The 11,526-nt window shown below is 69.0% G+C and carries 12 protein-coding genes; 3 read left to right on the top strand and 9 right to left on the bottom strand.

Going from position 1 to position 11,526, the window contains the following annotated elements; genetic code table 11:
* Positions 1-188: 188 nt before the first annotated feature.
* Together BDO18943_RS33910 and BDO18943_RS33905 are read left to right on the top strand one after the other, a co-directional pair.
* Positions 189-956 carry a DUF4410 domain-containing protein gene (locus BDO18943_RS33910; protein WP_175025712.1) on the top strand — a complete coding sequence of 256 codons (768 nt, stop codon included), beginning with the start codon at positions 189-191 and terminating at the stop codon, positions 954-956.
* A gap of 160 nt (positions 957-1,116) precedes the next feature.
* Positions 1,117-1,809, top strand: coding sequence for a dihydrodipicolinate reductase (locus tag BDO18943_RS33905; protein ID WP_175025711.1), 693 nt, complete (start codon positions 1,117-1,119; stop codon positions 1,807-1,809).
* Here BDO18943_RS33905 and BDO18943_RS33900 read toward each other — a convergent pair.
* Positions 1,770-2,012 carry a hypothetical protein gene (locus BDO18943_RS33900; RefSeq protein WP_175025710.1) on the bottom strand — a complete coding sequence of 81 codons (243 nt, stop codon included), beginning with the start codon at positions 2,010-2,012 and terminating at the stop codon, positions 1,770-1,772. The two genes, BDO18943_RS33905 and BDO18943_RS33900, sit on opposite strands and share 40 nt — an antisense overlap.
* Positions 2,013-2,163: 151 nt before the next feature.
* Between BDO18943_RS33900 and BDO18943_RS33895 the strand changes: the two genes are divergently transcribed.
* The gene (locus BDO18943_RS33895; RefSeq protein ID WP_175025709.1) at positions 2,164-2,646 is read left to right on the top strand and encodes a cupin domain-containing protein; all 483 of its coding nucleotides are present in this window, start codon (positions 2,164-2,166) and stop codon (positions 2,644-2,646) included.
* 248 nt (positions 2,647-2,894) lie between these two features.
* Here BDO18943_RS33895 and BDO18943_RS33890 read toward each other — a convergent pair whose 3' ends face one another.
* The 8 genes from BDO18943_RS33890 to BDO18943_RS33855 all read right to left on the bottom strand — a co-directional run bounded on the left by BDO18943_RS33890 (position 2,895) and on the right by BDO18943_RS33855 (position 11,470).
* Positions 2,895-3,515, bottom strand: a complete 621-nt coding sequence (locus BDO18943_RS33890; protein WP_175025708.1) for a response regulator — start codon at positions 3,513-3,515, stop codon at positions 2,895-2,897.
* Between the two features lie 39 nt (positions 3,516-3,554).
* Complete coding sequence (locus tag BDO18943_RS33885) at positions 3,555-5,153, bottom strand: hybrid sensor histidine kinase/response regulator (protein ID WP_175025707.1); 1,599 nt, start codon at positions 5,151-5,153, stop codon at positions 3,555-3,557.
* A gap of 220 nt (positions 5,154-5,373) precedes the next feature.
* Positions 5,374-6,339, bottom strand: a complete 966-nt coding sequence (locus BDO18943_RS33880) for a Csu type fimbrial protein (protein ID WP_175025706.1) — start codon at positions 6,337-6,339, stop codon at positions 5,374-5,376.
* Positions 6,340-6,357: 18 nt separating this feature from the next.
* Positions 6,358-8,763 (bottom strand): fimbria/pilus outer membrane usher protein, encoded by a 2,406-nt coding sequence (locus BDO18943_RS33875; RefSeq protein ID WP_374101853.1) that lies wholly within the window; start codon positions 8,761-8,763, stop codon positions 6,358-6,360.
* Positions 8,764-8,847: 84 nt separating this feature from the next.
* Positions 8,848-9,687: a fimbrial biogenesis chaperone gene (locus BDO18943_RS33870; RefSeq protein WP_175025704.1), complete on the bottom strand. Its 840-nt coding sequence runs from the start codon at positions 9,685-9,687 to the stop codon at positions 8,848-8,850.
* 18 nt (positions 9,688-9,705) lie between these two features.
* Positions 9,706-10,215 carry a Csu type fimbrial protein gene (locus BDO18943_RS33865; protein WP_175025731.1) on the bottom strand — a complete coding sequence of 170 codons (510 nt, stop codon included), beginning with the start codon at positions 10,213-10,215 and terminating at the stop codon, positions 9,706-9,708.
* Between the two features lie 91 nt (positions 10,216-10,306).
* A complete protein-coding gene (locus BDO18943_RS33860; protein WP_374101917.1) occupies positions 10,307-10,873 on the bottom strand; it encodes a Csu type fimbrial protein in 567 nt (188 codons plus the stop codon).
* A gap of 51 nt (positions 10,874-10,924) precedes the next feature.
* The gene (locus tag BDO18943_RS33855; protein WP_175025703.1) at positions 10,925-11,470 is read right to left on the bottom strand and encodes a Csu type fimbrial protein; all 546 of its coding nucleotides are present in this window, start codon (positions 11,468-11,470) and stop codon (positions 10,925-10,927) included.
* Positions 11,471-11,526: the final 56 nt, after the last annotated feature.

The raw sequence follows: 11,526 nt of genomic DNA, 5'->3' as shown, positions 1-11,526 counted from the left end.
CTTGCGTGACATCCGCCGACATAATTCCTGCGTGGCGCATCCCGCCCGACCTCCGCATACTTGCGCCTGCGTGTTGCGCAACGGCATGAACCCTCTCCCTCGCCAGCGATCACGCCCCGCTTCCGATCGTTCGCGTTCCTGAATGCCGCGACAGTATCGGCAACTTCATCCAGGCCACGGAGATCGACATGTTCCCTTCCCTTCACGCACTCGCCGCCCACGCCAAACGTCTGACCAGTGTCGCGCTGATCGCCGGCACGCTCGCGATGACCGGCTGCGCATCGACCGCGACCACGTCCATGACCGCCGCGCCGGCCGCCCGCACGCAGCCGCAGGTTCGTGCAGACGTCGTCTATGTGTCCGCGTTCGACGTGGCCACGACCGACGTCAAGGTCGACGGCGGGATGATCAGCAAGCTTGCGACCCTCGCGAGCGGATCGTCCGCCGACGTGCAGCGCCAGCAAAGCGCGCTGAAGACCCGCGACCAGCTCGCCGACGCCCTCGTGCGCGAGCTCCGGTCGCAAGGCATCCCCGCGCTGCGCGGCCCGGTGCCCGACGGTCGCGACGCGCTGGTGGTCGAGGGCCGCTTCGAGTCGATCGACGCCGGCAACCGCCGCCGCCGCACGCTGATCGGGCTCGGCGCGGGCAAGAGCGAAGTGAAGGCATCGGTCACCGTGCTGTTCCAGCCGGCGCATGGCGCACCGCAGCCGCTCGGCACGTTCTCGTCCAGCGCGAACAGCGGCCACCTGCCGGGCATGGTGGAAACCGCCGGAGTCGGCGCGGCGGCCGGCCGCCTCGCGACGTCAGCAGCGGTGGGCGCCGGCTTGCACGGCGTGTCGGAAGCGAAGCACGACACGGTGGCGTCCGATACGGACCGCCTCGCGCGCTCGATCGCGAAGCAGCTCGCGACGCAGAACGCCGCGAACGCGTGGCTGCCGACGGTGTCGGCAAGCTGACGCACCGCGCCGCCGCCTGCACAGCCCCGGCGGGCACGCTGGCGGCCGGCCGGGCATAATGCGCGAGGCCGCTCCGGCGCCACGCGCCGCGACCGAGCCGGGCGACCCGACAGCCCTCGCCGTTCTCGCCCTGAATCCTGAACCTCAACCCGTCAATTCCATGCAAGTACTCGTCGTAGGAACCGGCAAGCTGGCCAGCGAGCTGCTCGGCGCGCACCGGCTCGACCCGGCAACCTGTCGCGTGACCCCCTGGTCGGACAGCGCGCGCAACGATGCGCAGCGCAGCGACGCCCGAACGATCGTCGTGCACGCCGGTTCCGGCCGCGAACTCCCGGACGTGATCGCGTTCTGCGAAGCCACCGGATCGCCACTCGTCGAGCTGTCCACCGGCTCCGAGCTCGAGACCGGCTCGCACGCGTTCCCGGTCGTGCTGTGCCCGAACACGAACATCCTGATGCTCAAGTTCATGAGCATGCTGGAAACCAGCGGTCACCTGTTTCATGACTGCCAGATCAGCCTGACGGAGTCGCATCAGGCCGGCAAGACGTCCGTCCCCGGCACGGCTGTAGGAATCGGCCAGTCGCTCGGCGTGCGGCCGGAAGATATCCGCTCCGTGCGTGACCCGGATGTACAGGGCAGCGAATTCGCGGTCGCCGACGATCAGCTCGGCCGCCACGCGATTCACCGGATCCGCATCGACGACGGTGCGTGCAGCCTGCAATTCGAATCGCGCGTAGTGGGCGCGACGCCTTACGCGGACGGCGTGTCGCGTATCGTCGATGCCGTCCGGCTGCACGATCTCGAGCACCGCCGCTATTCGATCGTCGAGTTCATCCGCAACGGCTGGCTGTAATCGCAGCGATACGCGGCGGCGAGCATCCGTGCATCGCGTCGCAGACTTTTTTGCACAACGCAAGAAGCGGTGCGGTGCTGATTTCCGCAGATGTCGTCGACCGCCCGATCCGCGACATCCGGGCCGCCATGAATCTCGCCGACCGGCACCTGACGTCCCGCGTCGCCGGCGGTCAAGATCACGCCAGCCGGCTTCGCCGCCACGGCCGCTCGAGAAATCCGACGAGCAATCGTCCCGCCGCATTCGCTGGTAAGTTATCGGGCGAGGTTCATTCGCCGAGAGGGCGCGCGAGTCACCGCCGACTTCGGTGCCTGAACCGCTACCGTCACCATCTCCCCGAAAGGAGCGCAACCGATGACCCGCCCCGATTTCATCAAGCACTGGACCGAGCTCGAAGAACCGGAAGCGCATTGCTATCGCGGCGACACCGAGCCGATGGCGCTGGACGCACCGCTTTCCGCCGAGCTCGGCATCACCCGTATCGGCATTCATCACGTGCGGCTTCTGCCGGGCCGGCGGACGTCCTATCCGCATGCAGAAAGTACCGAGCAGGAGTTTGTGTACGTGCTCGAAGGCAAGCCGGATGTCTGGATCGACGGCGTGCTGCACCCCGTTGCCGAAGGCGATTCGGTTGCGTTTCCGGCAGGCACCGGCATCTGCCACACCTTCATCAACAACACGCAGGACGAAGTCCGGCTGATGGTGATCGGTGAACGTCCGCGCGACGACAACCGCATCCGCTACCCGATGAACCAGGCGTATGAGCTTACCCGCGCGGACCGCTGGGTGGACTGGCCCGAACGGCCGCTCGGGGGCCACAACGGGATGCCGGACTGACGCGCGCGAAGATGCCCGCGACGGTCATCGAACCCGTGTTCTGACGGACGCCATAAGGGCGTCGCTGACGCTCGACAGTCGACCCGAGTGCATGGCCGAACGGCCAGCAGTGATCCGGGCCAACCGTTACCGGCGCCCACCTCGCCATGGCGCGACGCGCAAAAAAATCCCTCCGCCGTCGATCCAGGCTGGAGGGCAAGCGATCCCGATCGTGCGGGATCGAGGCACGGGATGGACAGCCGGCCCGCTCAGGCCAGCCCGTTTCCCGACACGTACAGAAACAGCTCGGCGTCGCTGCGGATGCCGAGCTTCTTCATCGCGTTGTGCTTCTGCGTGCTGATCGTCTTGATGCTGCGGCCGTAGTAATGCGCGATATCGGTCATCGTCATCCCGCTCGCGCACATCCGCACGACTTCGATCTCGCGCGGGCTCAGCGCATAGACGTCGTCGTTCACGGCCATCGGCATCGGCCGCACGGCCGGCAGGAACGGACGGCCCGCATACGCGGCGACGATCGCGCGCGCCAGGTCGGCCGCCACGCCGCGCTTGTTGAGCACGGTCAGCACGCCCGTATTGCAGATGTTCTGCATCAGCGCCGGATTGTCGAGCATCGTCAGCACGACCACGCGCACCAGCGGAAACGCTTCGCGGATCGCCTCGAGCATCAGCAGACCATCCGCGTGCGCACGCCCCGGCATCGCGAAATCGGTCACTACGACATCGCAGTGCGTGCGCGCGATGCAGCTTAGCAGCGCGCCGGGCTCGAGGGCCTCGCCGACCACGCTGATACTCGTCTCGGATGCCAACGCATGACGAATGCCGTACAACATCAGCGGATGGTCATCCGCTATCACAACCCTGATACTCACTTTCGCCCTCCTTCGTCTCTCGCCATCAACTCAATGCCGTCAGGCGCCCGCTGCGCGTGCCCGTTCGCCGACGTGCGTCAGCAGATGATCCGTCATCTTCGATACTTCTGCTCCGGCGTTGCCGATCGCCGCCGCCGAGCCGGACATGAGGGCCGCGTGAAAGCGGTCGAGCAGGCAGTCGATGTGACGCTGCCCGAACAGCGCGTATGTGCCGCGCGCCGCATGACTCCATGCCCGCAGCGCTTGCCGATCCCCCGCGCGCAGCGCGCGCGACAGCACCGCGCAGTCGGCATCGAGCGACGCGCGGCACGCGGCGAGCACGTTTCGGGCATCAGCGCCGCCATCCCCCGCTACGCCGAACGCATCGAACAGCGTCGCGTAATCGAGCGCCGCCGCGTCGAAGCCGAGCGCGTCGCCGGCATCGTGCGATGCGCGCATGTCGAGTGCATCGAGCACGTCGCGCAGTTCGCCGGGCGTGACCGGCCGGCGCAGGCACGCAACCATGCCGGCGCCGGCCCAGCCGGACGCATCAGGGTCGGCCCCGTCGCCGGCCGTCAGGCCGATGACCGGTATGCGCGCGAGCCGTGGATCGCGGTGATCGCGCAACGCGGCCGCCAGCACGAACCCGTCCATCCCCGGCATCCGGCAGTCGGTCAGCACGACGTCGATCGGCATCGCGCCCGTCTCCAGCAGATCGAGCGCCGCGCGCCCGTCGTGACGCTCGATCGCACGATGCCCGAGGCGGGCCAGTTGATGCGCGAGCGCGATGCGGTTGACCGCGCGATCGTCGACGATCAGCACGCACAACGGCCGCTGGGGCGCCTCGGTGCCCCCGCTATCGTGCGGTGAATCGGCAGCGGCAACGGCAGCGCCGGAGTCAGACGTGGTCGCATTCGCGCGTGCTGGCGCCGCCACCGGGCAACGCAGCGTCAACGCAAACGCCGCACCGGTGCGATGCGTATCGAGCAACCGCAGGTCGCCGCCGAGCGCCCGCGCGAGCTTGCGCGAAATGGCCAGGCCGAGCCCGCTGCCGGCACCACCATCGCGCTCGACACCGGCATGCGTGACGAATGGCGTGAACAGGCCCGGTTTCAGCGCATCCGGAATACCGGGCCCGGTATCCTCGACGACGATCTCCAGCACGACGCCATCGCGTGCCCGCGATACCACGTCCGCACGCAACCCCACCGCGCCGTGCGCGGTAAACGCGATCGCATTGCCGACCAGGTTCGACAGGATCTGACGCACGCGCTCGCCGTCCGTCGTCACGCACGTGGGCACCGCGCCGGCCACCTGCACCTGCAGGCGCAGCCCTTTCGCGGCCGCGCGCGCCGAAAACAACGCCGACACGTCGTCGAGCAGCGCGCGCGGATCGACCGCCGACGGTGCGATCGGCAGCCGGCCCGCGTCGACGCGCGCATGCACGAGGATGTCGTCCAGCAGACGCATGAGCCGCAACCCCGTCTCATGCACGAGCGCCAGCAGGCCGCGGCGCTCGTGCGCGGGCGCCTCGCGACGCGCGACGTCGACGAGCGCGAGCATCGCCGCGAGCGGCGTGCGCAGTTCGTGCCCGGCCAACGCCAGCGCGTCGTTCGACGCGCGCAGCGCCGCTTCGAGACGCAGCCGCTCGCGTCTCATGCAGGCCCACACCGCCACCCCCGCGAGGGCGCTGCAGACACATGACGCAAACACCGACCATAGCACCACGGGTCATCTCCCTGCCGCAGAACCGGCGCGGTCGTTCGGTGTCACTTCACGCCCCCGGAACCGCGCCGGCATCCCGGTGGTTCGTCACTCGTGGTCATCCTCATCCTTGTCGTCATTCGGGGCGCCAACCAGGCATGCCTTCGCGCGCCCGCTAGTAGCGGACGTCGACGATCACGCTGTCGGTATAGGTGCCGACGGGCGGCGTGGCCTGGTCGTTGTAGATTCTAGCCACGTACGGCATCGTATTCACCGACGTTCCGTCCGCCGGGCCGCTGCCGGCGACGCGGTTGCTCGCCTGCCCCCAGACCGTCGCACCGCCGCCGGCAAACAGGTCGTACTGAAGACGATTCGCACCGCTCGCCATCTGTCGGCGCCCGTTGCCGGCCGCGTTGTTGCCGGGGCTCAGCCCGACCGTGTAGATCATCCCCTTCGTGCAGGTCAGCGCAATCGCACCGGACACGGGCTGGAAGCTCGACACGGTCGGCGCAGCGCCAAAGCTCACGTCCGGCGCGGTGATCGTGCAGTCGTTGGTGACGGTCATCGTGACCTGGAACGTCGACACGCCGCTGCCCTGGTCGCGGCCGAGGCAGATCCCGAGAATCCCGATCCCCGCGCAATAGTTCCAGGTCCAGTTGATCGTCAGCGTGTCGGTATAGACGCCCGCCGCGACGTTGCTGTTGGTGCTCGTGCGGAAATAGAGCGGCAGCGAGGCGGCCGGCCCGCCGAAAATCCCGAGCAGGTTGAGCAGCGCGCCGCTGAACCAGTTGTATTGCTGCCCCCTGTTCAGCACGACCGAATAAGCCGAATCCGCGAAGATCGTGTACGGAATCGCATCGCCGGTCGGGCCGGTCAACTGGCCGCCGTTGGCCGACGTGATGGTCGCGTCGATCTGGTCGCCGACCTGCAGCAGCGACAACAGGGCGCCCGAGCAGGTCAATCCGCTGTTCGTCGTCGAAGTCGACTGCGCCTGGTTTAGCGCCGCGAACGACGTGACGGTGCCGAACGACGCACCGTTCGCCGGCGTCACCGCGCATCCGGCATACGCGGCCGACGGCGCGAGCACGGCCGCCATCGCGGCCGTCAGCGCCCATTTCAAGATCCAGCCGAACTGTTTCATCCGTCCCCTCCCTTCCGTCTAGTTGCCGCAGCGCAGCGGCCCGATGCGCTGCATCCGGTCCGCGCCGGCGTCGGACGGGAACGTCGCTTCGCAAGTCCGGCCACCCGGCAACGCGACGTCCACGTGATTGATGTCCGACAGTCCTTCGAAATACGTCTCGCCGCCCCAGCCGACGAGCGCCGTCTGCCCCGATTCGCGATGCGTCGCACGCGCGCCGACCGGCAGCGGCCGACCCTGCGCGTCGACGAGCGTGATGCTGGCGGACACGATGCGCTCGACCGGAAACCGTACGATCGCGCCCGCCCGCTGGCGCACCGCAACACGCCGCTCGACCGTCGGGACGCGCACGTTGCTCGGCAGGCCGAGCGGATCGATCTCGTACTTGGCCGCGTAATACGCGGGCGCCCACGGCACGAGCAAGTGGCCGCCACCGTCGGTCTTGCCGACCACCTGGTTCTCGTAGCGCACGGGCACGCCCGGTTGCCCCTGCGTATCGATCAGCACGAACGCATCGTCGACGCGGTCGGCCGCGAGCACCGCGCCGCCCATCACGACGAACGAGCCCTGCACGTCGGCCCAGCGCGTGTAGCCCTGGCCGGCACCGCCGCCGTATGCGCCGCCCTGCACCTGGAAGTAGCGATTGCGCCACGTCAGGTCGGCCTGCTGGTAACGCGAACCGCCGCCGGCATACGCGAGGTTCCAGCCCAGCCCGCCATCGCTCGGCACCGAGCGGCTGTACTGCACGCGCTCGGTCCAGTTGTCGCGCTCGTCGCGCGCGGTGCCGGCCGTCACCGTGCCGCCGCCGCCGAATGGCACGATCAGCTGCATCTGGGCGGCGACGCCGTGATTGCCGATGGTCTTGTTCAGCGACGCGTAGAACGTCGCGCGCCCGAACAGCGGCCGCGTGTACGACACGTTCGCGATCCGCGTGTGCGATCCGTCGCCGCCGTGCACGTCGAAATAGCCGGCCCCGAGCGTGCCGCCGATCATCCCGAGATTCAGCGCGCCGGTCGCCTGCGTGCTGCTGCGCACGAGCCGGTAGGTCACGCCGGACGCCTGGTCGTACACGGACAGGTCGCGAAACCCGTCGGTGCGCTGGATGCGCTGCAACGCGACGCTGAATCGGCGCGACGTGTAGCTGTAGCCGAATGCGTATTGCTGCCCCGACGTGCCGGCGAGGCTGCTTTGCGTCGCCGCGAAGTTGAACACCCCCGCGCGGCCGGCCGCGACGTCAAAGCCGAGCCCGCCGAGCGCGAGCCGTTCGCCGGTCTCCGCATGCCCTTCGAGCGTCAGGTAGTCCGTGAGCCCGTAGCGCGCGGTGCCGGACATCGCGAACTTGCCGTATGAGAACGAGCGGATGCCGTAGTCACGGCGCATCGCGCCGACCGACAGCGAATAGTCGGACAGCCCTTTCTGCAGCAGCGTGTTCGCGACGTAGAACGGCACCGTGGTCGCAACCTGGCGGCCGAGCGCGTCGGTCGTCACGACGGTCGCCTCGCCCGCGCCGTTGATGAACGGCACGTCGTTCAGCGCGAACGGGCCCGGGTTGACCTGCCCCGACGTCGCCTTGCTGCCGTTGATGAACAGGTCGACCGCGGTCGGCACCGCTGCTTGCCCCGCGAACTGCGGCAGCGGATAGGTAACGATGTCCGGCCGGACACGAAAATCCCGCGCAACCGACACGCCGCCCAGCCGCACCGCGCTCGTCCACGACAGCGCCCCCGTGACGAGGTCGCCGGCCGTGAAGCTCAGCATCCGGTCCTGATCGGCATAGCGCCAGGTCGTGTCGTAACGCATGTAACGGTTGTCGCCGGGCGCGCCGCCGATACCGTAGGTGCGTCGATAGACGCCCGTGTTCGCGAGCGTGCCCCAGCGGTCGAACAGCCGCTGCTCGGTCCACGCGGACGTCTGGCTGCGGCCGAGCGTCGGCGAGTTCGTATAGACGTCGTAGTTGAACAGCAGCCCGAAATCCGCCGCCGCCGGCGTGCGGTCGTACAGCCGCCGCGTGCCGATCGTCTGGGCCGGCAGCCAGTCGGGCGGCACCGTGAGCCTGAGCTGCTGCGACGTGCTTTCGTATTCGACCTCGACGTGAGCGAGCTTCGCGAGATCGACCATCCGGTCAGGCTCGGCGTCGGTTCGCACCGACACCTTCGCGAGATCGCCGGCGCGCACGTAGTACGCGCCGTCCTGATAGCGAACCGGCACGACCTGCCCGGTGGGCAGCGCGTTGACCACGAGTTCGAGATACAGCGTGCCGCTGCGCAGCGCCGGGTCGGAGGTCGGCAACGCGCGCCCGAAGTTGTCGGCGAGTTTCATTGCGTCGTCCGCACGTGCCGCACCGGTCACCGAAACGGCGATGCCGATCGCCCACGCGGCGCCGCGCAGGCGCGGCCGCCTGCGTCCCTGTCGATTGAACCGCTCCAAGACTGCCCCCGTTTGCCGTGATATCCCGTCCGTTCCTGCTCGATCCCCTGCGACGACCTCGCGTCGCTGCGCGCATGCGAAGCGTCAGCGCTTCATGTCGGCGGGCTCCGGCTCGATGGCCACGTCGTGCTCTCCATTGACCGTCGCGACCAGTCGCGCTTGTGGCGTCTCCAGCACGGCATCCGGCAGCACCCAGCGCATCCGCGCGCCGGGCAGCACATAGCCGAGCAGCCCGCGCGCCACGTCGCTGCGTTCGCCCCGCGCGACGAGCGCAACCTGCGTCAGCCGGGCGTGCACGGGGCCGCGGTTCTCGATCGCGAGCCAGCGCTTGCCGCCCTCGTGCTCGATGCGCCAGCCGAGCCGCGGCTGCCCGACGCCAGCCTGGCCGGACGACGGCTCCGCAGGCGCCTTCGCGCGCAGCCCCGCCCCATACGCGAACAGCGGGATCGAGTAGTGCATCTGGAACTTCACGCCGAGCGACGCCTGGCCGCCAGCCTGTGCCGTGTCGTCGTCCGGTTGCGGAATCTCGTCGATCAACACGCGGTACGCGTCCTCGGTGCCGGGCGTGACGTCGGTCAAGCGCGTCAGGCGAATCAGTTGCCGCTTGCCCGGCGGCACGGTCGTCATCGGCGGACTGCCCGCGACGCGCGTCTGATCTTCCGCATACAGGTCCTCGCCGCCCGCCTCGCGCCAGCCGAGCACGCGTACCTGCAGCGTGACGGGCTTCATGTCGCGGTTCTCGAGCCACAGCGCCGCTGCGCGCTGGTCGCTCTCGATGACGGGATCGATCGGCCAGATCATCACGGACGCAGCCGCGCGGGCCGCGCCGGCCGCGACCGCCATGGCCAGCGCCACGGCCGCGCGCACCCTCGTGCGCCTGCGCCGCGCGCATCCGCGGCGAAGTCCTGAAACGGCATCATTCATGTCGGAATCCTGATTGAATCAATAACTCAGCGTGACCTGCGCGGTGTCGGTATAGGTGCCGGGCGGCGTCGCACCACCCGGCAGCGTCAGTGCGCCGTAGATCGGCAGGCTGACGACACCGGACGCCGGGATCGACACCGATTGCCCGACCGCCAGCACGGTCGTGCGGCTTGCGTCCGCATAGAGCCGGTAGGCGATCAGCGCATTGCCCGCGCTCGCGAGGTTGCGCTGCGTGTTGCCGCCCGTCGGATGCATGCCGCCGTCTACCGACATCTTCAGCGTCGTGCCGGGCGAGCACTCGATTTGCAGCGCGCTGCCGCCCGACGTCGCGACGGCCTGCCCCGTCGCGACCGCGGGATACGCACCGAAATCGAGCGTGCCGAAATCGAGCCCCGTGCCCGGCCCGCCGCCGGCCACGCCGCAGCCGGACACGATCTGCGCGCTGACCGCGAAGGTTCGGGTGGTCGGCACCGCCGTATCCGCGAGGCCGGCGATCGGGCACGCGAGCGCGCCCATCAGGAAGACCAGAGGTTCAGCTATCCGCATGATGGCAAGTGAGTCGAAGGGGGTCGCGGCAGCGCAGCCGACGGGCCGCCAGGCGGCGGCGCCGGCCGCGCGCTTACCAGCCGAGCGTGACGTTGAGCGTGTCCGTGTAGGTGCCGGCAGAAAGTGCGCCGCGGCTCGTCTTGTTGATCGCGCCGTAGATCGGCAGGTTGAACGCCGAACCCGGCGCCGGCACCGGGACGGACTGCACGGTGCCCGCGACGTACTGGACCGAGCGCGCGGAATCCGCGTACACCTCGTAAGGCACGTAGCTCGAGCCGCTCGCGAGCGCGCGCGTGCCGGCGCCGACCGCCACGCCCTTGCCGAGGTTCTGGCCGCCGTCGATCGTCACCTGCAGCGCGGTCACGTCCGGCGAACAGGTCACCTGCGTCGCGCCGGCGCTGCCGCCGCCCGCGGCCTGGGCCGTCAGTGCCCCGGTAAAGCCCGACGGCTGCGTGCCGAAGTCGAGCGTGCCGAGGTTGGTCGAGTTGCCGGTCGAGCCCGAGCCGGCATCGATCGCGCAGCCGGTCGTCAGCACGAGCTTCGAATTGACGGAGCCGGTAATCGGGCTCGTTTGCGCGCCGGCGGTCATGCATACCGACGCCAGAGCGACCGCTGCCAGGGTGTTCCATTGAGTTTTCACGCGTGTTCCTTTGACGAATGAGAGGTGAAGTTGCTACGCATCCGCCCGGGCTCACCAGTTGACGGTGATCCCGAGCAAATCTTCATAAGTCCCGGCCGGGACGAACTGCATCTGTGTGCCGACGACGCCGAACAGCGGCAGCGCGACGGCATCGCGCCGCTCGTCGACACGAAACGATTGGGGTATCTGCGGGACGTACGCCACGCTGCGCGCCGGATCGCGATAGATGTTGTAGGGCACGCGCGCGACGCTCCGGCCCGCCGCATCGCGCCGCACCAGATAGCGGGTCGACTGCAGGCCGTGCCGGCCCTCGTCGACCGACACCAGGAAACCGCCGATATCGGGGCTGCACACGACGTGCAGCGGGCCGCTGCCGGACGGGCGCGTGTCGCCGGTCAGGGGCTCGGCCCACGTGGGCCCGCGCGTGCCGAAGTCGAGCGCGCCGAAATCCGCGCCGATCGGCCCGCCGCCGACCTGACAACCGCTGCGCACCTGCAGGCTGACGTTCACCGAGCCGTTGACCTGCCCGGCCTGAATGCCGGCGAACGGAACCAGCATCAGCCCGAGCCAGACCGTCTTCCGAATCGCTTTGACCATGCTGGCCTCCGGCGCACGCACAATTACGGCGCAATTACCCGCCATTGCCGCGCAAT

It is taken from the genome of Burkholderia aenigmatica (assembly GCF_902499175.1).
Classification (GTDB): domain Bacteria; phylum Pseudomonadota; class Gammaproteobacteria; order Burkholderiales; family Burkholderiaceae; genus Burkholderia; species Burkholderia aenigmatica.
The sequence above is the reverse complement of the archived record's forward strand: the minus strand, read 5'-3'. Positions and strand labels throughout refer to the sequence as shown.